Annotated in this window: 24 protein-coding genes and 1 riboswitch; of the genes, 13 read left to right on the top strand and 11 right to left on the bottom strand. The window is 59.6% G+C overall.

What is annotated here, in order from left to right; translation table 11 throughout:
- Nucleotides 1-361: 361 nt before the first annotated feature.
- From VF684_RS01750 to VF684_RS01735, 4 genes are all read left to right on the top strand, one after another.
- Nucleotides 362-814, top strand: coding sequence for a pullulanase (locus tag VF684_RS01750; RefSeq protein ID WP_005349109.1), 453 nt, complete (start codon nucleotides 362-364; stop codon nucleotides 812-814).
- A 211-nt stretch (nucleotides 815-1,025) separates the two neighbouring features.
- Complete coding sequence (locus VF684_RS01745) at nucleotides 1,026-3,173, top strand: adenosylcobalamin-dependent ribonucleoside-diphosphate reductase (RefSeq protein WP_201911654.1); 2,148 nt, start codon at nucleotides 1,026-1,028, stop codon at nucleotides 3,171-3,173.
- 10 nt (nucleotides 3,174-3,183) lie between these two features.
- The gene (locus VF684_RS01740) at nucleotides 3,184-3,867 is read left to right on the top strand and encodes a TSCPD domain-containing protein (RefSeq protein WP_064337293.1); all 684 of its coding nucleotides are present in this window, start codon (nucleotides 3,184-3,186) and stop codon (nucleotides 3,865-3,867) included.
- Nucleotides 3,868-4,087: 220 nt separating this feature from the next.
- Nucleotides 4,088-5,458: a PhoH family protein gene (locus VF684_RS01735; RefSeq protein ID WP_201911646.1), complete on the top strand. Its 1,371-nt coding sequence runs from the start codon at nucleotides 4,088-4,090 to the stop codon at nucleotides 5,456-5,458.
- Between the two features lie 78 nt (nucleotides 5,459-5,536).
- On the opposite strand, the gene thiQ is transcribed toward VF684_RS01735, so the two are convergent.
- The 3 genes from thiQ to thiB are packed head-to-tail and all read right to left on the bottom strand — an operon-like array spanning nucleotide 5,537 to nucleotide 8,815.
- Nucleotides 5,537-6,232: a thiamine ABC transporter ATP-binding protein gene (gene thiQ / locus VF684_RS01730; protein ID WP_139440496.1), complete on the bottom strand. Its 696-nt coding sequence runs from the start codon at nucleotides 6,230-6,232 to the stop codon at nucleotides 5,537-5,539.
- Nucleotides 6,219-7,838 (bottom strand): thiamine/thiamine pyrophosphate ABC transporter permease, encoded by a 1,620-nt coding sequence (gene thiP / locus VF684_RS01725; protein ID WP_139440497.1) that lies wholly within the window; start codon nucleotides 7,836-7,838, stop codon nucleotides 6,219-6,221. The genes thiQ and thiP overlap by 14 nt, the downstream gene beginning before the upstream one ends.
- A complete protein-coding gene (gene thiB, locus VF684_RS01720; RefSeq protein ID WP_139730588.1) occupies nucleotides 7,835-8,815 on the bottom strand; it encodes a thiamine ABC transporter substrate binding subunit in 981 nt (326 codons plus the stop codon). Before thiB ends, thiP begins: the two co-directional genes overlap by 4 nt.
- A 60-nt stretch (nucleotides 8,816-8,875) precedes the next feature.
- A riboswitch (TPP riboswitch) is annotated at nucleotides 8,876-8,966 on the bottom strand.
- A gap of 89 nt (nucleotides 8,967-9,055) precedes the next feature.
- On the opposite strand from thiB, the gene VF684_RS01715 reads away from it, so the two are divergent.
- Nucleotides 9,056-9,346 (top strand): PilZ domain-containing protein, encoded by a 291-nt coding sequence (locus VF684_RS01715; protein WP_005339160.1) that lies wholly within the window; start codon nucleotides 9,056-9,058, stop codon nucleotides 9,344-9,346.
- Between the two features lie 30 nt (nucleotides 9,347-9,376).
- On the opposite strand, the gene VF684_RS01710 is transcribed toward VF684_RS01715, so the two are convergent.
- The 5 genes from VF684_RS01710 to leuA all read right to left on the bottom strand — a co-directional run bounded on the left by VF684_RS01710 (nucleotide 9,377) and on the right by leuA (nucleotide 15,111).
- A complete protein-coding gene (locus VF684_RS01710) occupies nucleotides 9,377-10,306 on the bottom strand; it encodes a transglutaminase domain-containing protein (protein ID WP_201911660.1) in 930 nt (309 codons plus the stop codon).
- Between the two features lie 117 nt (nucleotides 10,307-10,423).
- Nucleotides 10,424-11,023 (bottom strand): 3-isopropylmalate dehydratase small subunit, encoded by a 600-nt coding sequence (leuD, locus tag VF684_RS01705; RefSeq protein WP_139440499.1) that lies wholly within the window; start codon nucleotides 11,021-11,023, stop codon nucleotides 10,424-10,426.
- Between the two features lie 12 nt (nucleotides 11,024-11,035).
- On the bottom strand, nucleotides 11,036-12,433 hold the full coding sequence (gene leuC / locus VF684_RS01700) for a 3-isopropylmalate dehydratase large subunit (RefSeq protein ID WP_376899016.1): 1,398 nt from the start codon (nucleotides 12,431-12,433) through the stop codon (nucleotides 11,036-11,038).
- A 33-nt stretch (nucleotides 12,434-12,466) separates the two neighbouring features.
- Nucleotides 12,467-13,552 carry a 3-isopropylmalate dehydrogenase gene (leuB, locus tag VF684_RS01695; RefSeq protein ID WP_139440501.1) on the bottom strand — a complete coding sequence of 362 codons (1,086 nt, stop codon included), beginning with the start codon at nucleotides 13,550-13,552 and terminating at the stop codon, nucleotides 12,467-12,469.
- Nucleotides 13,549-15,111, bottom strand: coding sequence for a 2-isopropylmalate synthase (gene leuA / locus VF684_RS01690; RefSeq protein ID WP_139405585.1), 1,563 nt, complete (start codon nucleotides 15,109-15,111; stop codon nucleotides 13,549-13,551). The genes leuB and leuA overlap by 4 nt, the downstream gene beginning before the upstream one ends.
- 408 nt (nucleotides 15,112-15,519) lie before the next feature.
- On the opposite strand from leuA, the gene VF684_RS01685 reads away from it, so the two are divergent.
- The 7 genes from VF684_RS01685 to VF684_RS01655 all read left to right on the top strand — a co-directional run bounded on the left by VF684_RS01685 (nucleotide 15,520) and on the right by VF684_RS01655 (nucleotide 21,405).
- The gene (locus VF684_RS01685) at nucleotides 15,520-16,140 is read left to right on the top strand and encodes a TetR/AcrR family transcriptional regulator (RefSeq protein ID WP_005349170.1); all 621 of its coding nucleotides are present in this window, start codon (nucleotides 15,520-15,522) and stop codon (nucleotides 16,138-16,140) included.
- Between the two features lie 126 nt (nucleotides 16,141-16,266).
- Nucleotides 16,267-16,770, top strand: a complete 504-nt coding sequence (locus tag VF684_RS01680; RefSeq protein WP_005358196.1) for a phosphatase PAP2 family protein — start codon at nucleotides 16,267-16,269, stop codon at nucleotides 16,768-16,770.
- Nucleotides 16,767-17,876, top strand: coding sequence for an MJ1255/VC2487 family glycosyltransferase (locus VF684_RS01675; protein WP_005349173.1), 1,110 nt, complete (start codon nucleotides 16,767-16,769; stop codon nucleotides 17,874-17,876). The genes VF684_RS01680 and VF684_RS01675 overlap by 4 nt, the downstream gene beginning before the upstream one ends.
- Before the next feature lie 37 nt (nucleotides 17,877-17,913).
- On the top strand, nucleotides 17,914-18,066 hold the full coding sequence (locus tag VF684_RS01670) for a hypothetical protein (protein WP_005339147.1): 153 nt from the start codon (nucleotides 17,914-17,916) through the stop codon (nucleotides 18,064-18,066).
- A 390-nt stretch (nucleotides 18,067-18,456) separates the two neighbouring features.
- Nucleotides 18,457-20,175: an acetolactate synthase 3 large subunit gene (locus tag VF684_RS01665; RefSeq protein WP_005339146.1), complete on the top strand. Its 1,719-nt coding sequence runs from the start codon at nucleotides 18,457-18,459 to the stop codon at nucleotides 20,173-20,175.
- Nucleotides 20,175-20,669 carry an acetolactate synthase small subunit gene (gene ilvN / locus VF684_RS01660; RefSeq protein WP_201911635.1) on the top strand — a complete coding sequence of 165 codons (495 nt, stop codon included), beginning with the start codon at nucleotides 20,175-20,177 and terminating at the stop codon, nucleotides 20,667-20,669. Before VF684_RS01665 ends, ilvN begins: the two co-directional genes overlap by 1 nt.
- Nucleotides 20,670-20,772: 103 nt before the next feature.
- The gene (locus VF684_RS01655; protein WP_201911626.1) at nucleotides 20,773-21,405 is read left to right on the top strand and encodes a LysE family translocator; all 633 of its coding nucleotides are present in this window, start codon (nucleotides 20,773-20,775) and stop codon (nucleotides 21,403-21,405) included.
- A gap of 130 nt (nucleotides 21,406-21,535) precedes the next feature.
- Here the strand turns inward: VF684_RS01655 and VF684_RS01650 are convergent, their stop codons facing one another.
- The 3 genes from VF684_RS01650 to dusB all read right to left on the bottom strand — a co-directional run bounded on the left by VF684_RS01650 (nucleotide 21,536) and on the right by dusB (nucleotide 23,817).
- Nucleotides 21,536-22,417 (bottom strand): DMT family transporter, encoded by an 882-nt coding sequence (locus VF684_RS01650; RefSeq protein ID WP_376899012.1) that lies wholly within the window; start codon nucleotides 22,415-22,417, stop codon nucleotides 21,536-21,538.
- Between the two features lie 111 nt (nucleotides 22,418-22,528).
- On the bottom strand, nucleotides 22,529-22,825 hold the full coding sequence (gene fis, locus VF684_RS01645; RefSeq protein ID WP_005309538.1) for a DNA-binding transcriptional regulator Fis: 297 nt from the start codon (nucleotides 22,823-22,825) through the stop codon (nucleotides 22,529-22,531).
- 26 nt (nucleotides 22,826-22,851) lie between these two features.
- A complete protein-coding gene (gene dusB, locus VF684_RS01640) occupies nucleotides 22,852-23,817 on the bottom strand; it encodes a tRNA dihydrouridine synthase DusB (RefSeq protein ID WP_026458041.1) in 966 nt (321 codons plus the stop codon).
- 292 nt (nucleotides 23,818-24,109) lie between these two features.
- Here dusB and VF684_RS01635 point away from each other — a divergent pair, with 292 nt between their 5' ends.
- Nucleotides 24,110-25,507, top strand: coding sequence for a TolC family protein (locus VF684_RS01635; protein WP_376899010.1), 1,398 nt, complete (start codon nucleotides 24,110-24,112; stop codon nucleotides 25,505-25,507).
- Nucleotides 25,508-25,520 lie beyond the last annotated feature (13 nt).

Genomic DNA, 25,520 nt, shown 5'->3' with positions numbered 1-25,520 from the left:
GTCGAACTCAGAAGTGAAACGCGGTAGCGCCGATGGTAGTGTGGCATTCGCCATGCGAGAGTAGGACACTGCCAGGCACCAAATACAAGAAACCCCGCTCATCGAGCGGGGTTTTTTATTGCCTGCAATTCATCACGTCGCCGGATTATTAGACTTCCCCCTTCTTGTCATTCATTGATTACCCTTCTAAAGCCCCAAAAAGACCTCTTTTTCTGTTCGATATTTGCTCACCAATTCAATGTGTTGGATACAAAAAGTACAGAATGTGATGCCTCTACCTTTCTTGTGATGTCTCCTCTGGTTTAATTCTTCAGTCCATATTGATGGACCAAGGAATCACAATAATTTAAGGAATAGACTCATGTTCAAGAGAACAGTAACGATGATGCTGGCGGCGGGAACCCTGGTATTAGGCGGTTGCGCATCCAATGGTGGTGCAGAGCAGGCGGGGGCAGACAACAGCGACTTCGGTGGCAAGTCCATCTACCTGCGCGGGGAGATGAACGACTGGATGGCGACTGATGAAAGCAAGGTAGTCAAGGTAGCCGACAAGCTCTACATGGCCAAAGGCACCCTCAAGAAAGAGTGGGCCCCCTACAAGTTCAAGTTTGCTGATTCAGGTTGGAGCTGTGGCACCAACTTTGGCTACAAGAGCCCGAGTGATGGTGTTGCCGTACTGGGTGGTGAGGCTGTGCCGGTCAACCCCTGTTCCAAGTATGAGGACATGAAGTTCTCACCGGATGCCGATGGCGTCTACGAGTTCTATCTGAATATGGCGGGTGAAACACCGACGGTTTACGTCAAGAAGCCCTGATCTATCTCTGAGTGTTAAATCTCTCAGTAAATTAATCAGTTAAGTGCCCTGGCGCAGAAACCTGCTGGCCAGGGCATTTTTTTAGGATAGAATCTGCGCCCTCATGGCAGCATCATCACTATATATTGTGTTGTTTTTTTTTAATGGTGCTATTGGTTGTGTTTTCTACTACTGTCATGACGTTGATGCATTCATATAAGGTTGATTGAAAATGGCTAAATCCAACCCGGTGCTGGAGAGCGAAGCTGGCTCCCGCCTCATTCCCCTCCAGGAAACGTCCCTCGAGATCTGGGATAGCAAGTATCGCCTCAAGAGCAAGGATGGCACTCCCATCGACAGCTCTATCGATGAGACTTACCAGCGGGTAGCCCGTGCGTTGGCAGAGCAGGAGCTGGAACCGGAGGCCTGGTATGGGCCGTTCCTGTGGGCGTTGCGCAATGGGGCCATTCCGGCGGGCCGCATCACCTCCAACGCCGGGGCGTTTGAGCACAAGCCTGCCACTTCAACCATCAACTGTACTGTTTCCGGTACCATCGAAGATTCGATGGACGATATCCTCGGCAAGGTGCACGAGGCCGGTCTGACCCTGAAAGCCGGGTGCGGTATCGGCTATGATTTTTCGACCCTGCGCCCGCGCGGTGCCTTTGTCTCCGGTGCCGGTGCCTACACTTCCGGCCCGCTCTCCTTTATGGATATCTATGACAAGATGTGTTTCACCGTCTCGTCAGCCGGTGGCCGTCGCGGCGCCCAGATGGGCACCATGGATATCCGCCATCCCGATGTGATCGAGTTTATTCAGGCCAAGCGTGAAGATGGCCGCCTGCGTCAGTTCAACCTCTCCCTGCTCATCACCGAAGATTTCGTCAAGGCGGTGAAAGAGGATGCACCCTGGTCGCTGATCTTCCCCTACACCGCCAAAGAGGTGGAGCAGGATGGCATTGCGCTGGACGATCCTGCTCAGGTGCGATGGGCCGACTGGCCCAACAAGGAAGGGGTTGTATTCAACGAGTTGGGGCAGGTCGCCTGCAAGGTCTACAAGACCATGCCAGCCCGTAAGCTGTGGAATGTCATCATGACCTCCACCTATGACTATGCAGAGCCCGGCTTCATCCTGATCGACAAGGTCAACCAGATGAACAACAACTGGTTCTGTGAAGAGATCCGCGCGACCAACCCCTGTGGCGAGCAGCCTTTGCCGCCTTATGGCGCCTGCCTGCTCGGCTCGGTCAATCTGACCAAGTTTGTGCGTGACCCCTTTACTGAAAAAGCGGCTTTCGATTGGCAGGCGTTTCGCAAGGTGGTGGCCATCTTCACCCGCATGCTCGACAACGTGGTGGAGATCAACCAACTGCCGCTAGCCAAACAGCGCGAGGAGATCACAGCCAAGCGCCGGCATGGCATGGGTTTCCTGGGTCTTGGTTCGACCCTCACCATGCTGCAGATCAAGTACGGCTCTGCGGCATCCGTAGCCTTTACCGAGCAGGTATCCCAGGAGCTGGCGATGACCGGCTGGCAGGAGTCCCTGCGTCTTGCCAAGGAGAAGGGCCCAGCCCCCATCATGGAGCAGGAGTTTGAAGTGACCGGCAAGATGCTGCGTCTGCGCCCGGAAATGGCGGCTGATGGCATCAAGGTGGGCGACAAGGTGAAGGGCAAGGTGCTGCATGCGCGCTACAGCCGCTACATGCAGCAGGTTGCCGAAGTGGATCCTGCGCTGGTCGCCGAGCTGGCCGAAGTGGGTGGGCGTTTCACTCACCACAGCAGTATTGCACCGACCGGCACCATCTCGCTGTCACTGGCCAACAACGCCAGCAACGGCATCGAGCCGAGTTTTGCCCACCACTACAGCCGCAACGTCATCAAGCCGGGCAAGAAGAGCAAGGAGAGCGTCGACGTCTACTCCTTCGAGCTGCTGGCCTACCGCGAGCTGGTGAATCCGGCCGCCATGCCGTACAGCGAAGAGGAGGCGAGCCGCCTACCTGAGTACTTCATTACTGCTGACGACATCAGCCCGGCCCAGCACGTGGACATTCAGGCCGCGGCCCAGCGCTGGATTGACTCTTCCATCTCCAAGACTGCCAACGTGCCGACTGATTTCCCGTTCGAGCAGTTCAAGGACATCTACATGTATGCCTCGGACTCCGGTCTCAAGGGCTGCACCACCTTCCGTTTCAACCCGGAGGCCTTCCAGGGCGTGCTGGTGAAGGAGAAGGATCTGGAGAACACCCTGTACGATTTCACTCTGGAGGATGGCTCCGTCATCTCCGTCAAGGGGAACGAAGAGATCGAATACGATGGCGAGCTGCATACGGCCGCCAACCTCTACGACGCCTTGAAAGAAGGCTATTACGGTAAATTCTGAGAACGACATTATGGTCAAGAAGATCGACAAGAAAATCGTCGCCTACAAGGTGCGTACCAAGGATGAGCCGCAAGAAGATCTCTCTGTGCAGGATGACGTAGTGCATATGCACGAAACCGTGCTGCGCCCGGAGCGGCTGATGGGCACCACCTACAAGTTGAAGACGCCGGAGCATGTCTCCGAGCACTCGCTGTTCATCACCATCAACGACATCATTCTCAACGAGGGCACGGTTCACGAAACTCGCCGTCCGTTCGAGATTTTCATCAACTCCAAGAGCCTGGAGCACTATCAGTGGATCGTGGCGCTAACCCGCATCATCTCGGCGGTATTCCGCAAGGGTGGGGATGTCACCTTCCTGGTGGAGGAGCTGCGTTCCGTATTCGATCCCAAGGGAGGTTACTGGAACAAGGGCAAGTATGTGCCGTCGCTGATCGCCGAGATTGGGAACGTGATCGAGAGCCATCTCACCGAGATAGGCATGCTCAAGGCGCCGGGACTGGACGAGCATCAGCAGGCGTTTCTGGCTGAGAAGCAAGCCGAGTTGAAAGCCGCTCAGGAGGCTGAAGAGCAGCAGGCGAGCAGTGGTTTTCCGGCCAATGCCGCGCTCTGCTACAAGTGCCACACCAAGGCGCTGGTGCTGAAGGATGGCTGCATGACCTGCCTCAACTGCGGCGACTCCAAGTGCGGCTGACAGACAGGCCCAAGTAGTTGAACGATAGAGAAAAGACCGGCCACAGTGCCGGTATTTTTATTGCTGTTTTTATGCGCAATCACATCAGGCGGCCAAGTGATTTGTTGCGCGATAGTAAAATCGGGCGTAGCGTTGAGGGTAATAAAACTGTCACGGCCGTGTGGTTTCAATGACATCTGAGATTCACACACGTGGCCCTTCAGTGCCAAGGAGGATGCTTATGGACAATACGGACCGAAAGCTGTTTATCTTGGATACCAACGTTCTGCTTCACGAACCCCTCGCTATCTACTCCTTCAAAGAGCACGATGTGCTCATCCCCATGACGGTGCTGGAAGAGCTCGATAACATCAAGGATCGCAACAAGGATGTCAGCCGCGACGCGAGGGTCGCCATCCGTGCGCTGGAAGATGTGTTCCGCGATGCAACCCCGGATCAGATCACTCAGGGCGTTCCGCTGGCTGGCGAAGCGAGCGGCCATATCTGCATCTTCAGCGATCACCATCTGCCGCAGGATGCCGAGGTCTTTACCGACAAGGAGGCCGACAACCGCATCATCAACGCGGCCCTCTATCTGCAAAAGCACGAGTTGAAGCGTCAGGTGGTGCTGGTCACCAAAGACATCAACATGCGCCTCAAGGCCAAGGGGGCCGGGCTTGCTCACGTTGAAGATTACCGCAGTGACCAGCTGATCGATGATATCCGCCTGCTGGCCAAGGGCTTTCAGGTTGTGCCCGGCAGCTTCTGGGAGCGGGTTGGCGAGTGCGAGAGCGAGACCCATGGCCGCGATACCATCCATGTGATCGATGCCAATCTGCTGGAAGGGGTTCACGTAAATCAGTATCTGGTGGATGAAGAGAATTTCTTCGCCGCCCGGGTACTCAGCCACGATGGCCAGAAGATCCGTATCAAGGATCTGGGCCGCGAGCGGCTGATGTCCCGCAAGGCGTGGGGTGTCCATCCCAAGAACGTCTATCAGGGGATGGCGCTGGATGCACTGCTCGATCCGCACATCGATCTGGTTATCCTGACCGGCCCGGCGGGTTGCGGCAAGACCTTGCTGGCCATGGCTGCTGCGCTGGAGTTGGTGATTGAGAAGGGCATTTACGAGAAGGTGATCGTCACCCGGAATACCCCGGAAATTGCCGAGAGCATCGGCTTCCTGCCCGGCACCGAAGAGGAGAAGATGATGCCCTGGTTGGCGGCGGTGACCGACACCCTGGAGGTGCTGCACAAGCAGGACGAGAACATGAGCGGCTCGCTCAGCTACATCATGGAGAAGGCCAACATCCAGTTCAAATCGGTCAACTTTATGCGCGGGCGCAGCATCCAGAATACCTTCGTGCTGCTGGATGAGTGTCAGAACCTGACCGCATCCCAGATCAAGACCATCATTACCCGTTGCGGCGAGGGCACCAAGATCGTCTGCTCCGGTAACCTGGCCCAGATCGACTCCAACTACCTGAGCCCGGTGACTTCGGGGCTCACCTACATCGTCGAGCGTTTCAAGGATTTCGACGGCAGTGCCAACATCTTCCTCAATGGCGTGGTGCGCAGCCGACTGGCTTCGTTCGCCGAGGAAAACCTCTGATTAAACTGAATATTTCCAGATACAAAGGGAGGCCAATCGGCCTCCCTTTTTGATCCCGGCGCAGTCTTGTGCCAAGGGCTATTGACCCAGGTAGCGCAGCAGTCCCGGGTGGTCGCTGTTTTGCAGAATATCCGGCTTGCCTTGCAGGGCGATGCGCCCTTCGTCGACAAACAGCACCTGATCGGCGATAAGCTGGGCATCCTCCGGATTGTGGGAAACCATCAGCACGGTAATGCCCTGCTCGCAGGCGAGGCGGGCCACTTCCGCCAGCATCTCTCGGCGCAGGGCCGGATCGAGGGCCGAGAAGGGTTCATCCAGCAGCAGCAGCGGTTTGCCCCGCACCAGCGCACGGGCCAGCCCGACCCGCTGCTGCTGGCCGCCGGAGAGCTGCTCCGGCAGGCGGCTTAGCATCTCACCGAGGCCAACCCGCGCGGCAGCATCGATCACTTGTGCTCGCTGAGTTGCACTCAGGCGCAGGCCCGGGTGCAAGCCGATGGCGATATTGTCGAACACCGACAGGTGCAGGAACAGGTTGTGATCCTGAAACAGGGTGGTGACTGGTCGCTCGGCCGGGCCCAGTGGCAACAGATCTTCGCCATCGAAGCTGAGACGGCCTGATTCCACCGGCACGAAGCCGGCGATCATCCCGAGCAGGGTCGACTTGCCCGCGCCGCTTGGGCCAATCAGCGCGGTGATCTCCCCCTTGGGCAGGGTCGCGCTGAAGCTGACGCGCCAGTCGGGGTAGCTGGTCACCAGCGTATCAATGTTCAGCATGTTTTCCTCCAAGCCCCCGTTCCACCAGCCAGAACAGGGAGAAACAGAGTGTCAGCAGCAGCAGAGCGGTGGCGGCCGCCTCGGTCAATCGATAGCTGCCGAGCTGCTGGTAGAGCAGCCAGGGCAGGGTGGTGAGCTCCTGACTGCCAAACATGGCGATGGCGCCGAGATCCCCCAGCGAGAGGATCATCGACAGCGCCATCGCCAGTGCTAGCGGGCGGCGCAGCAGCGGCCACTCCACCAGCCGCAGGCGATGTAGGCCGCGCACCCCCAAGCTATCCGCCAGCCGGTCATATTGGCGCACCACCAGCTGCATGGGGGCGGAGAGGGTGCGCAGCACATAGGGGAGTGCCATCAGGGCGTTGACCAGCACCACCAGCCAGGGGCCGAGGGCGAACACATCGGCAAAGGGCATAAACAGGATGAAGAGACCGGTAGAGAGCACCACTGCCGGGATCATCAGGATTATCAAGCCGCTGGCCTCCCACAGGGCGGCAGCCCGCCGCTGGCGGGTGCGTACCTTGAGGTGACGGCTGGTGAGCAGCAGGCCGCTGCCGAGCAGAGTCGCCAGGGTGCCTGCCGCCAGTGCAATCAGCAGCGACTGGCCGCTCGCCTGCCACAGTTTGGCGGAAGTGAGCGCCGTCAGCAGGCCGGGGTGGAGGCCGGCCACCACGATGGCCAGCAGTGGTGGCAGAAAGATGGTGAGCCCGATACCGAGCGAGAGCAGATCCACCAAGGCCGTGCCCGGCTGATGGCGATCTGGCCGCAGGCATGGGCGACGGGGGGTTACCCTGCTGGCCGGGGTACTCTGCAACTTGTGCTGCAGGGCGAGCAGGGCGGCGGTCAGGATGAGCTGCACCAGCGCCAGTCCGCCGGCGGTGGCGAGATCGAAGTCAAAGCGTAGCGCCTGATAGACGGCTACCTCCAGTGTGGTCGATTTCGGCCCGCCCCCCAGCGCCAGTACGGTGGTGAAGCTGGTGAAGCAGAGCATAAAGATGAGGCTGGCCAGCCCCGGCAATATGCCGCGAATAAGCGGCCACTCCAGCAGCCGGAAGATATGGGATGAGCGCATGCCGAGCTGGCTGGCGAGGCGCCAGCTCGATTCGGGGATGCTCTCTATGCTCTGCAGCATCAGGCGTGCCGCCAGCGGCATATTGAAGAAGACGTGGGCCAGCAGGATACCGAACAGGCCGTAGAGGTAGTTGCCGGGATCCAGCCCCAAGGTGCGCAGCACCTGCGGCAGCCACCCCTGCTTGCCATGAACCGCCACGATGCCGAAGATGGCGATGATGACCGGCAGTACCAGCGAGAGGCCAAATAGCTTGATCAGCAGGGTGCGGCCAAGGAAGCGGCGCCGCGCCAATGCACGGGCCACCGGAATGGCCAGCCCCAGGCTCAGCAAGGTGGAGAGCAGTGCCTGCCCCAGACTGAAGCCCAGCACATGACGCAGATAAGGATCTGCGAGCAGGGTGCGGGGGGCCAGTGAACCGGCCTGCCACAATAGGGCCGCAAGCGGCCCGAGGGATAACAACAGGATCAACAGGGTGGCTGCACTGCCCGGCAACCACCAGAGGGGACGAGCCTGTGGTTTCAGATAACGGCTCACTGGGTGACGGCTTGCAGCCACTCGCGGATCCACCCTTTGCGATTGGCGGCCACCTCATCGCTGCTGAAGGCGAGCGGCTTGGCTACGGTGATCATCTGCTCGAAGCCCTTGGGCTGCGGCGTGTCGATAACGGGATACATCCAGTTGCCGGTCGGGATTTCCTGCTGGAAGGTGGGGCTCACCATAAATTGCAGGAACTGGTCAGCCAGCTTCTCCTGTTTGGCGCTCTTCAGCTTGGCGGCCACTTCCACCTGACGGTAGTGACCCTCCTCAAACGCCGCCGCCTGATACTGGGGCTTGTTCTCGGCAATCAAGTGATAGGCCGGAGAGGTGGTGTAGGAGAGCACCATGTCCGCTTCACCATCGAGGAACATGCCATAGGCCTCTGACCACCCCTTGGTGACGGTGACCGTTTTTTTGGCAAGCTCGGCCCAAGCGGCAGGCGCCTTGTCACCGTAGACAGACTTCATCCACAGCATCAGCCCCTGCCCCGGGGTGGAGGTGCGGGGATCCTGATAGATCACTTTGAGGTCGGGACGCTCCACCAGCTCTTTCAGGCTCTTGGGTGGTTGCTTGAGTTTGTCCTTGTCATAAACGAAGGCGAAGTAGCCGTAGTCGTAGGGGACGAAGGTGTCATCCTGCCAGCCACCCGGCACCTTGATGCCATCCAGCTTGGCGGGGTGGGGGGCGAACAGGCCGCTCTGCTTGGCTTCGCTGATGAGAGCATCGTCGAGCCCCAGCACCAGATCGGCCTTGCTGTGGTTGCCCTCCAGCCGCAGCCGGTTGAGGATGGCGACCCCATCTTCGAGGGGAACCAGATTGAGGGTGCAGTCGCACGCTTTCTCGAAGGCCTGTTTGATCTTGGGCCCCGGACCCCACTCGGCAGTGAAGGAGCTGTAGGTGTAGACGGTGAGGGTGTCGGCGGCGAACACATTGGCCGACAGCAGGCCGGTGGTGACCAGCAGCAGGGTCTTCATGGGTGGCACTCCCTATTACTTGTTAATAACGAGGTGCCAGCGGGTGAGGGCGCAAAAAATGAGCGCCATGCCTCAAATTCCTCCGCCAGCATTATCTGGATCAGGTACACGGGTATAATCTCAGCGGTAAACCGCACCCCGTTTGAGAAACGAACCGCATTGTATTAACGTTCTTTTGGGTAGACCAGCACAATTGTGCAATACCCATGAGATGACGCCCACCCAACAGAGGATGTTCGCGTGCTTACCAATACCAAGGAAAGGCGTGCCTTTGCGCGCATGGTCATCAATGCTCCGGTCACCGTCTATCAGCAGCAGCTGGTGCTGGAGGGGATCTGCCGGGATCTCAGTGCCAACGGCATGGGGATTGCGGTCTCTGAACACCAGCTCGACATCAATCAGCCCATCCGGATCAGTCTTGCCACCAACAACAACCTGTTGCCTCCCTTTGAAGCCCATGCCCGTATAATCCGGGTGCTGGAGGAGGAGAGCGGGTTGCTGCTGGCGGTGGAGTTTCTGCCTCAGGGTTAATCCTCTCTCCCCATCGGCAGAGGGAGGGGATTAGCCTTTCTCCTGAACCGGCTGCACACTCAACTGCTTGCTATCGACCAGCGTTTTGCTGGTCGATGCTATTTGGCCCGCAGGCAAGGTGGCTGGACCGGTAGGTTCGAGCAGCAGGTAGCTCTGCCCCTGCCAGTTGAGGGTCACATCACCCGGCTTGGCGGGCAGGTCAACAGCCAGCAGGGCATGGCCGGGGACGAACACCATGGCTTGTTTCAGCTCGGGAAAGAGCTGGGCCAGCATGGCGGCCATCAGGGTTACCTTGCTGTCGCAGTCCCCCCGGTTCTGCTCCAGCACCTGACGGGGCGGGAGAAAGCCCTTGCCCTGTCTTCCATTCAGGCTATCGAGCTGCTGATAGGGGATGCTCTGGATAAAGGTGAGCATATGGGCCACGGTTTTCTGGCGCGCTTCCGTTTCGGTGCTGCCCTGCTGCTTGAGTTGATCCGCCAGCGGAGCCAGCCCGCTGCGACTCTCCAGCGCTATGCGCACATGATCCTGCTTCACCGCCAGCTGCCCGTCGGGGGTGTTGAAGTACTGGAAGTAGTGTTTGGTCAGCCACGCCTGCTCCTCTTTGCTCCGCTTGGACTGCAGAAAGGCCATCGCCTCGCGCGCCTTGTCCTGATTGCGGCTTTTCAGATGCAGCTCCAGCGAGGGACGGGCGAGGGTGAACTGCACCTCGGGGTAGTTCTGGCGCACCTCCCGCAGCAACACCTGCAACACCTCCTCCTGCATTCTCGCCGGGCGATAGGCGATGAGGGGCGGCAACTTGCCCTGTTCGAGCCGGTAGGTGAGCTGTTGGGGTTTGCCTTCGCTATTTTGCCAGCCGACGCTGATCTGGCCGAGGCTGTTGTTGAAGCTGGTTTGGCTGGCCCCCGCAGGCAGGGCAAGCAGCAGGGCACAGAGCAGAGGGATTGCCGTCGGTCTCTTCATCATCCTTTCCTGTGGCACGAGCCAGTTCTGGTGGCCCAAAGTGGGAAACGTCGCGAACAGTAAAACAGGGAGCCGAAGCTCCCTGTTGATTCTACTCGTTTTTTTGCAACTGGCGCGTTAAATCCAGCTCGGCTGCTTCGCCTCAAAGGCGCTGATGGCGGCCTCGTGCTGCAGGGTCAGGCCGATGGCATCCAAGCCGTTGAGCAGACAGTAACGGCGGAATTCATCGATCTCGAAACCGAAGCAGAGGCTACCTGCACGTACCTGATTGGCCTCCAGATCCACGTCGATCTCGATGCCCGGTTTGGCGGCCACCAGCTGGAACAGGGCATCGACCTCCTCCTCTTTCAGGCGCACCGGTACCATGCCATTGTTGATGGCATTGCCGTAGAAAATGTCGGCAAAGCTCGGGGCTATGATGGTCTTGAAGCCGTAGTCGGCCAGCGCCCAGGGGGCGTGCTCGCGGCTCGAGCCACAGCCGAAGTTCTCGCGGGCCAGCAGAATGCTGGCACCGGCGAATTGTGGCTGGTTCAGTACAAACTCGGGGTTGGGCTGCTGGCCGGCATCGTCGAGGAAGCGCCAGTCGTGGAACAGGTGCTTGCCAAAACCGATGCGGTTTACCTTCTGTAAAAACTGCTTCGGAATAATGGCGTCGGTGTCGACGTTGGCGCTGTCGAGGGGGACGACGATCCCTTTATGCTGTTTGAATCCTGTCATCTAAATGTCCTCTTACAGTGCGCGAATGTCGGCGAAGCGGCCGGTGACTGCGGCAGCGGCGGCCATGGCCGGGCTCACCAGATGGGTGCGGCCGGCGCGGCCCTGACGCCCTTCGAAGTTGCGGTTGCTGGTGGAGGCGCAGCGCTCCCCCGGTTGCAGCCGGTCGTTGTTCATCGCCAGACACATGGAGCAGCCGGGCAGGCGCCACTCAAAACCGGCCTCGATGAAGATCTTGTCCAGCCCCTCGGCTTCGGCCTGTGCCTTCACCTGCTCGGAGCCAGGCACCACCAGCGCCTGCACGCCAGCGGCTACCTTGCGACCGCGAGCGATGGCGGCGGCGGCGCGCAGATCCTCGATGCGGCTGTTGGTGCACGACCCGATAAATACTTTGTCGATGGCAACGTCGGAGAGCTTCTGACCCGGTTGCAAGTCCATGTAGGCGAGCGCCTTGCGGGCGGATTGCTGTTCCATCAGATCGCTGAAGGATTCTGGCGCCGGAACAGGCTCGTTGACGGCAATCACCTGACCCGGATTGGTGCCCCAGGTGACTTGCGGGGCGATATCGGCGGCGTCCAGCAGCACCTCGGCATCGAAGTGGGCACCATCGTCGCTCTTGAGGCTCTGCCAGTAGGCGATGGCCTGCTCCAGAACCTCGCCCTTGGGAGCAAACTCCTTGCCACGGATGTAGTCGATGGTGGTCTGGTCGGGGGCAATCATGCCCGCCTTGGCGCCCAGCTCGATGGCCATGTTGCAGACCGTCATCCGCCCTTCCATGGAGAGGCTCGCAATGGCATCGCCAGCGAACTCCACCACGTAGCCGGTACCACCGGCGTGGCCGACCTTGCCGATAATGGCCAGTACCACGTCCTTGGCGCTGATGCCCTCGGCCAGCTTGCCGTTGACCGAAATGCGCATGGTCTTGGCGCGGCCCTGTTTCAGGGTTTGGGTCGCCATCACATGTTCCACTTCGGAAGTGCCGATGCCGAACGCCAGCGAGCCGAAGGCGCCGTGGGTGGCGGTGTGGGAGTCGCCGCAGACGATGGTGGTGCCGGGCAGGGTAATGCCGAGCTCGGGGCCCATCACATGGACGATCCCCTGATATTTGTGGTTGAGATCGTAGAGGCGAACCCCGAACTCCTTGCAGTTGTCGGCCAGCGTCTCCATCTGGATGCGAGCCATCTCGCCGGAGGCGGCGATGTCCTTGGTAGTGGTGGAGACGTTGTGATCCATGGTGGCCCAGGTCAGGTCCGGGCGGCGCAGCTGGCGGTTCATGGCACGCAGGCCGTCGAATGCCTGCGGGCTGGTCACTTCATGCACCAGATGGCGGTCGATGTAGATGAGGGGGGTCTCCCCCTCCACTTCCCGTACCACGTGGGCGTCGAATACTTTCTGATAGAGGGTCTTGGCCATTGCTTCTCTCTTCCTTGTTCTCTGTTATGCGGCTCAGATCCGGGCGGCGATCTGGCTACCCATCTCGGACGTGCTCTGCACCGGGTGGCGGGCGCTGGCCTGATGCAGGTCGGCGGTGAAGTAACCCTCGGCCAGGGTCTGGGCCACGGCCTGCTCGATGGCCTGGGCGGCAGCTTCCTGACCCAGGCTGTAACGCAGCATCAGGGCGGCGGAGAGGATCTGGGCGATGGGGTTGGCGATCCCTTTGCCGGCGATATCCGGGGCCGAGCCACCGGCCGGTTCGAACAGGCCGAAACCCGATTCGTTGAGGCTGGCGGAGGGGAGCAGTCCCATGGAGCCGGTGATCATGGCGCACTCGTCGGAGAGAATGTCACCGAACAGGTTGGAGCAGAGCAGCACGTCGAACTGGGACGGATCCTTGATGAGCTGCATGGTGGCGTTGTCGATATACATATGATTCAGTTCGACATCGGGATAATCCTTGGCCACTTGCGTCACCACTTCGCGCCACAGGATGGAGGAGGCGAGCACGTTGGCCTTGTCGATGGAGGTGACCTTGCCACGGCGCACGCGAGCCGATTCGAACGCTATCTTGGCGATGCGCTCGATTTCGAAGCGATGGTACACCTCGGTGTCGAACGCCTTCTCGTTAGCCCCTTCACCCTCGCGCCCCTTGGGTTGGCCGAAGTAGATGCCGCCGGTCAGCTCGCGCACGCAGGCGATGTCAAAACCGCGATCCGAGATGTCGGCTCGCAGGGGGGAGAACTGTTCCAGACCGGTATAGATACGGGCCGGACGCAGGTTGCAGAACAGCTTGAAGTGAGCGCGCAGGGGCAGCAGGGCGCCACGCTCAGGCTGATCGTTGGGGGGCAGATGTTCCCATTTCGGGCCGCCCACCGAGCCGAACAGCACGGCATCGGATGCTTCGCAACCCGCGATGGTGCTCTGCGGCAGCGGGGTGCCATGGTTGTCGATGGCAATGCCGCCCACATCAAAGTGCTGATAGTCGAGGGAGAAGCCGAATTTTGCCTGTACTTTTGCCAGTACCTTGACGGCCTCGGTCATCACTTCCGGGCCAATGCCGTCACCCGGCAATACTGCGATCCGATAACTGCTCATACTGTCTCCGTCTTGATTGTGTTATTGCGTTCCATCTGTTCGGCGACCTGATCGGCGCGCCAGATGCTGTTGATCACATGGAGCAGAGCGTGGGCCGAGGATTCGATGATGTCGGTGGCCAGCCCCATGCCGTGGAATTTGCGCCCTTTGTACTCGGCGACGATATCGACCTGACCGAGGGCATCTTCCCCTTCGCCCTTGCTCTTGAGGGCATATTTGTCGATGCGGATCTCGTAGCCGGTGATGCGGTTGATGCACTGGTAGACCGCATCCACCGGGCCGTTGCCGGTGGCGGCTTCACTCACTACCTCGCCACCCACCTTGAGCTTGACCGAGGCGGTGGCCATTACCGAGCTGCCGCTCTGTACCCCAAGGTACTCCAGCTTGAAGTGCTCCGGCTCCTCGTGGATCTGGCTGAAGAAGGCGAGCGCCTCCAGGTCGTAGTCGAACACCTGACCTTTCTTGTCGGCCAGGGTGAGGAACTTGGCGTAGAGATGGTCGAGGTCGTAGCTGCTCTCGGCGTAGCCCATGGACTCCATCCGGTGCTTGATGACGTGGCGACCGGAGCGGGAGGTCATGTTGAGATTGTTCTGGGTCAGGCCAATGCTCTCGGGGGTGATGATTTCGTAGGTATTTTTCGCCTTGAGCACCCCATCCTGATGGATGCCGGAGCTGTGGGAGAAGGCGTTGGCACCGACGATCGCCTTGTTGGGCTGCACCGGCATGTTGCAGAGCTGGCTGACCAGCGTGCTGGTGCGATGAATTTCGTTGTGACGGATGTTGGTGTGCACCCCGAGCAGATCGGCGCGGGTTTTGAGGATCATTGCCACCTCTTCCAGCGAGCAGTTGCCGGCCCGCTCGCCGATACCGTTGATGGTGCACTCAATCTGGCGAGCTCCCATCTGCACTGCGCCGATGGAGTTGGCTACCGAGAGCCCGAGATCGTCGTGGCAGTGGACCGAGATGATGGCCTTGTCGATGTTGGGCACCCGGTTGAACAGGGTGTGGATGATGCCGGAGAATTCGGTCGGCACCGTGTAGCCGACGGTATCCGGAATATTGATGGTGCGGGCGCCCGCCTTGATGGCGGCCTCCACCATGCGGCAGAGGTTATCGATGGGGGTGCGGCCCGCATCCTCGCAGGAGAACTCCACATCGTCGGTGTAGCGCAGCGCATGCTTGATGGCGCTGGTGCCCATCTCAAGCACATCCTCGAAGCTCTTTTTCAGCTTGCTCTCGACATGGATGGAGGAGGTGGAGATGAAGGTGTGGATGCGAAAGGCGTCGGCAACCCGCAAGGCCTCACCGGCGGCATCGATATCCTTGGGCAGGGCGCGGGCGAGGGCGCAGACCCGGCTGTTCTTGATATGCCGGGCGATGGTCTGCACCGAGTGAAAATCGCCGGGAGAGGAGACCGGGAAGCCTACCTCCATGACGTCGACACCGAGCCGCTCCAGCGCCTGGGCAATCTGCAGCTTCTCCTTGACTGTCAAACTGGCCGCCAGGGCCTGCTCACCATCACGCAAGGTAGTATCGAATATGATGACCCGATCTGACATGTGACTTCCCTCTTCCTAAGTTCGGTAACGTGCATCCTGCGGCGGCATAAAAAAACCCGTGCAGGGTGCACGGGTTTTTGTAAATTCCGGCTATGCCTTAGCCCGGCTACAAGGATCCCGCGCGAGTTAACGCGATTAGGGAGATTAGTAGTAGCGGGGTGGCGATACGCATGACGTTGTTTTTCCTTCCAGTCGATAACGCTTTTACCAATATCGAGATTTTTATGCTGTGTCAACACGGAAGGTCAGGGGCAATCTGCTGACGTATTTAATCGGATTGTAAAGGATTGCAAATTTCCTTGTCCCATATTCGGCCCATGACCGATTATCTGGTCATTCCTGCTGTGCTCTATTCTCTGCACAACCAGATCGACTTATCAGCATTGGCTGAATTATCTGAGGTGTTAAATGGAAAAACGTAGACCTGGTCGTCCGGTCGGACGTTCTGACATTCGTGACAAGTTGCTTGCTGCCGCCCGTGAGCGTTTTCTCAATACTCCCTATAGCAAGGTGACTACACGCGAAATCGCGGAGCTTGCTGGCTCCAATCTGGCAATGATCCACTACTACTTCGGCAGTAAAGAGGGTCTTTACAAAGCGGTGCTGGGCGATGTCGCCGAGCCGCTTGACCATGCCTGGCAAGATGAACACAGCAATCACAGCCTCAACGAGCTGCTCAACACCTACTATCAGGTGATGGCGCCCAACAGCGAGCTGACCTCTGCCATCTCCAGCGCATTGTCGACCGAGAAGAGCCCGGGCCGGGATTTTGTGCTGAACCGCCTGCTGGAACGCCAGCTGCCGCAGTTCGATGCCCTGCTGGAAACCATGAAGTCCAACGGCGAGCTGGGTGACAATCTGGATCCCGACATGCTGAAGATCTCCTTCCTCAGCATGATGTGGCAGCCATTCGTGATGAAAGATCTCTACGAGCAGGTGTTTGGCCTGAAAGTGGATGAGCACTTCATGGCCCGTCTGGCTGACCACAACTGCCGTCTGATGGAGACCGGTCTGCGCGGCAGCCACTGATTTTGCCGCAACATCGAGATTAAAAAGGGCCATTCGGCCCTTTTTTCATAAATCTGTTATCCCTTGTTCAACGTAACGTCATCCCGCTTTCTTACTCTGCAAGCAGAATTCAGGGAAGGAGGGGATATGAACAAGATCCAGCAATGGGACCTGCAGGTGTGCAGGGTCTGCCTGCTTCACGGCTACAACCGGCAGCAGGCAAGGGTGAGTCGCCTCATTTCCCGCACCGGCGATGGCCCGCTTTACGCTGTGCTGGCCGCCCTGCTCTGGTGGCAGGGGGAGGCAGAGCGGGAGCTGGTGCGACTGGCGCTGCTCGCCTTCGCCATCGAACTGCCCCTCTATCTGCTGCTGAAAAACAGCCTGAAACGGCAACGGCCGGTCGGCTTGCCGGTCTTTATCACTCCTTCCGATCGTTACAGTCTCCCCTCCGGTCACACCGCTGCCGCTTTTCTGATGGCCACCATACTGGCCACCGGCTTTCCGCTCTGGGCGCCCCTGCTGTTTGGCTGGGCGGCGCTGGTGGGGGCATCCCGGTTGCTGCTCGGGGTACACTACCTGAGCGATCTGGTTGCCGGTGCCCTGCTGGGTGGCGGTTGCGCCGTGCTGGCGCTCAGCTGGAGCCACTCATGAGGATACTGTTCGGGGTGCAAGGCACCGGCAACGGTCATATCAGTCGCAGTCGCACCCTGGCGCGGGCGCTGCGCACGGCAGGTGTCGAGGTGGATTATCTCTTTAGCGGCCGCCCTGCAGACCGCTACTTCGACATGGAAGAGTTTGGCGCCTACCGCGCCTTTCCCGGCCTCACTTTTGTCAGTCACGAGGGGCGAGTTTCTCCGTGGCGTACCCTGCAAGCCGCATCGCCGCTCACCTTCTGGCGGGATCTGCGGTCTCTCGACTGCAGCGAATACGATCTGGTGGTGAGCGATTTTGAGCCGCTGACCGCCCACGCCGCCCGCCGCTATGGCAAGCCGAGCCTCACCGTCAGTCATCAGGCCAGCTTCAACTGGCCCATCCCGCGCTGGGGGGAGGATGGGGTCAGCCGCCAGCTGATGCGCCACTTTGCTCCTGTGGATCAGCCGCTCGGGCTGCACTGGTTTCACTTCGGTCACCCCTTGCTGCCACCGGTGATCGACCCCATTGCCGCCGCACCGGATAACGGCGAGATCCTGGTCTATCTGCCGTTCGAGCAGACCGAGGCGATCGCCGCCCTGTTGTCGCGCTTTGGTCAGCAGCGCTTCGTCTGCTTTCACCCCGCCATTCGCACCCCTAGCCAATGGCGCAACCTGCGCTTCGAACCGCCATCGCGGCACGGATTTATCGCCGTGCTGGCCGGTTGTCGCGGCGTCATCTCTAACGCGGGTTTCGAGCTGGCTTCCGAGGCGCTCACCCTCGGCAAGAAGCTGTTGGTCAAGCCCCTCGGCGGCCAGTTCGAGCAGCTGACCAATGGCAAGACGCTCGAGATGATGGGGCTGGCAACTCTGATGGATGTGCTCGATGCCAATCTGGTGCGTACCTGGCTCGACAGCGCCTCGCCGGGGGCAGTCTGTTACCCCGATGTAGCGGGGGAGCTGGCCCGCTGGTTGGCTGCGGGCGCTGACGAGAGCGTGGCCTCTCTGTCGCGGCGGCTCTGGGCTCGCACCCTGTTTCCGGAGGAGGTGAGTGATCGCCTGAGCGAGCTGGATGGGGGCGACTGTTTATCCAGTTGCTGGTTATCGCAAGTGAGCGTTGTTGACTAGACTGAAAGGCGATCCCACCAAGGAGAGGACGGAGCAAATGCGCTTTACCAATGAAAACGGCGAAGTCATGAATCTGGCTGACAATCTCACCCTGCACGAGTTGCTCGATATGGGTGTCAGCATTTCGGTCAGTGAAGAGACCGATCCGGATCAGCAGATCTGGTTGGCGGAGCCGGATCAGGAGAACTGAGTCATCATTCGGCATCAAGCCCATCGCTGAGCGGTGGGCTTTTTTGTGGCTGTTTTTCCCCTCTGCGGAATGATCCGCTGGCCATTCCCCGACTTCCTTCCCTTTTGTCTCATGGTCGCTACGGCAAGTCATTGAATGTTAATAGCCGGTTGAAATGTATGACTGTTCTGGTCAGATAAAGCCGTGGACAAGCGTTATGAAGCGGGTTAAGTTGGTTTTTCACCCTATTTTCGGGTGAATGACGGAAAAATCCTTTTTTTCTACTGTCGACGGGGCTGAATTGGACCGATCTGCCTTCAGATAACAACAAGAAACGGATCGGGCCGTGCCGGGAAGCACGGCATCGTCGGCGGGATTCGCTAAACGGAGCAAAGCCTGGAGGGCTTTATCATGGAGATGTTATCAGGCGCCCAGATGGTGGTTAGAGCGCTGGAAGATCAGGGAGTTGAGCACGTCTTCGGCTACCCTGGTGGCTCAGTGCTCGACATCTATGACGCTCTCTTCGAAAACGGCAAGATGGAGCATGTCTTGGTGCGGCACGAGCAAGCCGCGGTTCACATGGCTGACGGTTACGCCCGTTCCACCGGCAAGGTGGGGACTGTGCTGGTAACGTCAGGCCCGGGAGCGACCAACTGCATTACCGGTATTGCCACCGCCTATATGGATTCCATTCCGCTGGTGATCCTCTCCGGCCAGGTGCCGACCAGCATGATCGGTGAGGATGCGTTCCAGGAGACCGACATGATCGGTATCTCCCGCCCGGTGGTGAAGCACAGCTTCCTGTGCAAGAAGGCGAGCGATATTCCCGAGGCCATCAAGAAGGCCTACTACATTGCCGCCAGCGGCCGCCCGGGGCCGGTGGTGGTGGATCTGCCCAAAGATGTGCAGAACCCGAAAGAAAAATTCCCCTACCAGTATCCCGAGACGGTCTCCCTGCGCTCCTACAACCCGACCAAGTCTGGCCATAAAGGGCAGATCAAGCGGGCAGCCAAGCTGCTGGTAGAAGCCCAGCGCCCGGTGATGTACGTGGGCGGTGGCGCCATCAACGCCAATGCGGACCATCTGGTGACCAAACTGGCGGAGCTGCTGAACCTGCCGGTGACCACCACCCTGATGGGGCTGGGGGCCTTCTCCGGTGTTCATCCGCAATTTATCGGTATGCTGGGGATGCACGGCACCTTCGAAGCCAACAAGACCATGCACAACGCGGATCTCATCTTCGCCGTGGGTGCCCGCTTCGATGACCGCGTCACCAACAACGTGGCCAAGTTCTGCCCCAATGCCACCGTGGTTCATATCGATATCGACCCCACCTCCATCTCCAAGACGGTGCAGGCCCATGTGCCCATCGTTGGCTCGGTGGAAACTGTGCTGGAGCAGATGTTGGAAGTGATCCGCGAGTGTGGCTTCGATAACGACAAGGAGGCGCTGGCGGACTGGTGGAGCCAGATCAACCAGTGGCGCTCCCGTCACTGTCTGGCCTACGAAAAGTCGGCCACCCAGATCAAGCCGCAACAGGTTATCGAGACCCTCTACAAGGTGACTCAGGGTCAGGCGTTCGTTGCCTCCGACGTGGGCCAGCACCAGATGTTTGCTGCCCTCTACTACCCGTTTGCCAAACCGCGCCAGTGGATCAACTCAGGGGGCCTAGGCACCATGGGCTTCGGCATTCCTGCCGCCATGGGGGCCCAGTTTGCCAACCCGGATGCGGTGGTCTGCTGCGTCACCGGCGATGGCTCGGTGCAGATGAACATTCAGGAGCTCTCCACCTGCATGCAGTACGGCGTGCCCATCAAGATCATCTCCATCAACAACCGTGCGCTGGGCATGGTCAAGCAGTGGCAGAAGATGTTCTACGGCGGCCGTCACAGCCACTCTTACATGGAGTCCCTGCCGGACTTCGTCAAACTGGCGGAAGCCTATGGCCATGTCGGCATCGCGGTGAGCGATCCGGCGGAGCTGGAGAGCGCCATGGAGAAGGCCTTCGCCATGAAGGATCGGCTGGTGTTCATGGATATCTCGGTCGACCCGGATGAGCACGTCTATCCGATGCAGATCAAGTTTGGCGCCATGGATGAGATGTGGCTGAGCAAGACGGAGAGAACCTGATGAGACACATCATTTCAGTACTGCTGGAGAACGAATCCGGCGCCCTGAGCCGCGTGGTGGGCCTCTTCTCCCAGCGCGGCTACAACATCGAGACCCTGACGGTGGCACCGACCGAGGATCCCACCCTGTCACGCATGACCATAGTCACCATGGGTGACGAGCGGGTGCTGGAGCAGATCCAGAAGCAGCTGCACAAGCTGGTGGATGTGCTCAAGGTGTGCGACTTGAGCGAAGGGGAGCATATCGAGCGGGAGATCGCGCTGGTCAAGGCGCGCGCCGCCGGTGGTGCCCGTGCCGAGCTGAAACGGTTGGCAGATATCTTCCGCGGCCAGATCGTCGACGTTACTCCTGAGCAGTACACGGTGCAGCTGGTGGGTACCAGCGAGAAGCTGGATGCCTTTATCAAAACAGCCGCCCAGACCAACGAGATCATCGAAGTGGTGCGCTCCGGCGTCTGCGGCATCTCGCGGGCGGACAAGGCGCTGCGGCCCTGATGGCTGGCGGGACAGCTGATGACTCGTCAGCTGCCGCAGAGTGAAAGGAAAGAGGGCTCTGCGGAGCCCTTTTGTTTGGTTTTGCTTTACGAGGGGAGGGGTGATGTTCGGTATTCATGATCTTGCACTGTTTATGGTCTCGGGGCTGCTGCTCAACATCATGCCGGGACCGGACTCCCTGCTGGTCATGCTGCGCAGCGGCTCGCAAGGGTGGCGTGCCGGTTCGGTCGCGGCCCTTGGCATCGGCACCGGTGTCATGGTGCATGTGCTGGCGGCGGCCCTCGGTCTGTCGGCTCTGCTCAGCGCGTCGGCCGAGTGGTTTGCCCTTATCAAGCTGGCTGGTGCCATTTACCTCATCTATCTGGGGTTCTCTCTGCTGCGCCAGCAAACGACGGGTGCAATGGAGAGAGGGGCCACCCTGCCCGTCCTTTCCTATGGCCAGATTTACCGGCAGGGAGTGCTGACCAATGTGCTCAATCCCAAGGTAGCGCTCTTTTTCCTCGCCTTCGTGCCCCAGTTCATCGCACCGGATGCCCCCGACAAGGCGCTCGCCTTTATCTTGCTCGGTTGCATCTTCAATCTGGGCGGTATCATCTGGTGTCACCTGCTGGTCTTTACCACCGTCTATGCCAGCCACAGGGTTCGGTTGTCACAGCGTCTTGGTCGCTGGCTCAACCGGGGCATCGGCACCCTGTTTGTCGGGCTCGGGATCAAGCTTGCTCTTTCCAGCCGCTAACTGGCGACCTGGGGAAATTCAAGAAGGGAGCTGACGCACAGGGTCGAGCCGAGAACATGGCCCCAAGCAGGTCGCCGTGACAATGCAACAAAAGGGGCTTGCAACTGCAGGCCCCTTTTCGTTGGTTGTTTCATCCGCACGGTTTCAGCGTGCGACTACGCAGCAGCAGGGGAAGCTGGTAGAGCACCAGGGCACCGAGCACCAATCCGGCACCGGCCAGTTTGGCGCCGCCGAGGGGTTCGTTGTAGAAGAGGGTGCTCAGCAGCAGAGTCCAGACCGGTTCCAGCAGCATCATCAGGGCGGCGTGGGCGGTGGTCATCTTGCTCAACGCATGGGTGAGCAGCCAGTAGCGCAATGTGGTGGCGATCAACACGCTCGCCACAAACCAGCCCCAGATGCCGTGGCTGACTCCAGCCTCGGGCCACTGCTCGTTCAGCAGGGAGAGCAGGGTGCCGAGCAGGCCGGTCATCGCCAGCTGGATGCAGGTGAGCCAGGCCGGGGCAATGGATTGGGCGAAGTGGCGATGGACGGCAAGCTGGATGCCGAGGGTGGTGGCCGCCGCCAGAAACCAGAACAGCGAGAGCGACACGCCCCAGTGGGTACTGCTGGAGAGCAGCAGCAAACCGGCGATGGCGATGGGCAGGGTGAGCCAGTAGTGGCGGCCAGGCTTGGCCCGAAAGGCTCCCCAGGCGGCCAGTGGGGCCATCAGGGTCGCGACGCTCATGATAAAGGCGCCGCTGCCCAGCGCATCGCTCTGGCTGATGGCGGTGACCCACAGCAGCAGGCTGGCGCCGAGCAATGTGCCGCAGCCGGCGGCGCGCACCAGTTGGGCGCGGGTCGGCGGCGGTTCACGCAGCCAGGCGAGGGGCAGCAACAGCAGGGCGGCCAGTAGAAAGCGGCTGCCGATAAAGGCGGCGGGGGGCAGTTCGCGGATCGCCTCTTTCGAGAAGAGCCAGCCAGCGGCGGCCAGCAGGGTGACCAGTACCATCAGCAGCAGAGGAGTGCGGTTCATCGGGGTCGTCTGGTGAAATGGAGGGGAGAGCATAAAGGAAAGGCGCCAGGTATTGCTACCTGGCGCCTTTCGCATCTGCCTTGAACCGCCGTCGCGGCTCGCGGCCAGCAATCAGTTCATGCCGTAACGCTTGAGCTTCTTGCGCAGGGTGCCACGGTTGATACCCATCATCACGGCAGCGCGAGTCTGGTTACCACGGGTGTACTGCATGATCACGTCCAGCATCGGCGCTTCGACTTCGGAGAGAACCATATCGTACAGATCAATCACTTCCTGACCGTTCAACTGGGCCAGGTAGTTACGCAGGGCCTGTTGCACAGAGTCACGCAGGGGGCGCTGGGTCGGCTCGGCAGCGTGATTGTGAGTAGTTGTTACCAATGCATCAGAAGTCAGGGTTTGTTCGAACATATTCGGTCGGCTCTTTAGTTATCTTGTTAACCTAATCCATCGAAATACGCTTCGAGTGCCTCAAGTTGCGCGTCTGCGCAATCCAGGGCATTGAAGTGCTTACGGAATTCTCGGCCCGTCTCTTCTTCATCCAGATACCAGCCCACGTGTTTACGGGCTATGCGCGCTCCCAGATATGCACCATAAAACCGGTGCAGGTTGGTTACATGCTCGTTCATCAGGGTGCGAACCTCTTCCCTCTCGGGAGGCGGCAGCTTGGTGCCCGTCTCAAGAAAATGACGGATTTCCCGGAAAATCCAGGGTCGTCCTTGCGCAGCTCGGCCGATCATCACGGCGTCAACGCCGGTATAGTCGAGGACATACCGGGCTTTTTCCGGGCTGTTGATGTCACCATTGGCGACAACAGGAATCGATACGGCCTGCTTAATCGCCCTGATCGTGTCGTACTCCGCTTCGCCCTTGTAGAGGCAGGCACGGGTACGACCATGCACGGCAAGGGCCGCGATACCGCAATCTTCGGCGATTCGGGCGATCTCCACGCCATTGCGGTTATCCGGATCCCATCCTGTGCGGATCTTCAAGGTGACAGGCACCTCCACTGCATCCACCACGGCCCGGCAAATTGCTTTGACCTGATCGGGGTATCGCAGCAGGGCTGAACCTGCCAGCTTCTTATTCACTTTTTTTGCCGGACACCCCATGTTGATGTCGACGATCTGTGCGCCCTGCTCCACGTTGTAGCGGGCAGCAAACGCCATCATCTCGGGGTCGGCTCCGGCAATCTGGACCGATCGCAAACCGCCTTCTGCAGAGTGATCCATCCTCATCCGGGTTTTCTGGGTATCCCAGACATCCGGGTTGGCCAGCAGCATCTCGGAAACGGCCATGCCGGCCCCCAATCGCAAACAAAGTTCACGGAATGGTCGGTCAGTTACACCGGCCATGGGAGCCACAATCAAGGGAGTTTCAAGCGTGTGGGGACCTATCTGCATTCCACGGTTACCATCGGCTTAGGGCGGCGTATATTACGCATTTTTTAGGCAGGAGAAAAGGTTAGTATTTGAGCGTCAGCCATTTTTTTCTGAAAAAAACGTCGCGCCAAGGCTTGCAAATTCTGGAGTTATTGAAAAACGGCCAGATTGACGGAGAGTGAGCGCTGTACCATTCGGGTCGGACACCTGCATAATTGTCAGTCCACTTGCAGGCCCGCTTTGCGTTATGATAGCGGGCTTAAATCGAGCAAATGCTCCAAACATTTATGCAACAAAAGCGGATTGGGGATCTATGACGTCAAGGTTCATTAAATCACTCTGGCCGTGTCTGCTGGGGGCCGTGCTGGGGTCGGCGCAGGCGCAAACCATCAGCTTCGGTGAAGCCTGGACGCGGGTCATCCAGCAGGATGAAGGGTTGGCTGCCGAGCAGGCCGGGGTCGATCGGGCCAAACAGCTGCGCGAGGCGGCCAAGGACATGTATCTGCCCAAGGTGGATCTGGGGGCCAGCTATACCCATCTTAATCAGCCGATTGAACTTGATGCCCTCGATCTCAATCCGCTGGCCAAGCAGAAAGATCTGATCCTGGCGCTCGGCAGCCTGTTTGGGGTCGGGGCCAACGCATTTGTCACCCCCCTGACCAAACAGAATGTGGTGACCAGCTCGGTCAAGATGCTCTGGCCGCTCTTTGCCGGTGGTCGCATCGATGCGGCGCAGGATATCCGCCAGGCGCAGGTGAGCGAGGCGCAGCAGCTGCTGGTGCTCAAGCAGCAATCCACCTTCGAGAGCCTCTCCCAGACCTATTTCGGCGTGGTGCTGGCTGCTCAGGTGGTGCAGACCAAGCAGGAGATCGAAGAGGGGCTCGCCCACCATCTGGATCACGCAAAGAAGCTCGAAGCACAGGGCCAGATAGCCAGGGTGGAGCGCCTCTCCGCCCAGTCGGCCTATGATCGGGCCCGCATCGATACCCAGAAGGCGCGCCGCAGCCTCGAGATCGCCGAGCTGGCCCTCGGCCGCATGCTGAAGTTGCCAAATGCCCAGCCGGGCAGCGGCCTGTTCGTCAACAAGGATCTGCCGCGCCTTGAGGGGTTGGTGAGCCAGACCCTGGAGGTGCACCCCGGTCTCAAGCTGCTCAGCGCCAAGAAGGAGCAGGCCAAGGGGCTGATCCGGGTCGAGCAGGGCAAATATGCCCCCGAGGTGTTCCTGTTCGGCAACTACAACCTCTATGAAGATGATTCGCTCGCCTCCAAGACTGCGCCGGACTGGCTGGTGGGGGTGGGTGTCAGCATGCCGCTGGTGAGCCGAGATGGCCGCTCCGAGACGGTGCAGGCCGCCAAGAGCGCCGAGCTGCAGGTCAATCTACTGCAAGCCAAGACCCGCCAGGATCTGGAGTTGCTGGTAGAGAAGACCTGGCGCGAAGCGGCGCAGGGGCTGGAGGAGTATCAATCCCTCTCTTCCACCCAGGCGCTGGCCGAGGAGAACGTACTACTGCGGGACAAAGCCTTTGGTCAGGGACTCTCTACCTCCCTTGATGTGGTGGATGCCCAAAACCAGCTGGCGGGGGTGAAGACTCAGCGCGCGGCGGCGGCCTATCAATATGTGGTGTCGCTGGCTCGCCTGCTGGCGCTCTCCGGCCAGATGAACAGTTTCAATCAATATCAGCACGGTCAGGTGATCGAGGTGAACTCATGATCGCACTCCAGTC

It is taken from the genome of Aeromonas sp. Lyrl_2 (genome assembly GCF_051948815.1).
GTDB classification, from domain to species: domain Bacteria; phylum Pseudomonadota; class Gammaproteobacteria; order Enterobacterales; family Aeromonadaceae; genus Aeromonas; species Aeromonas veronii.
The sequence above is the reverse complement of the archived record's forward strand: the minus strand, read 5'-3'. Positions and strand labels throughout refer to the sequence as shown.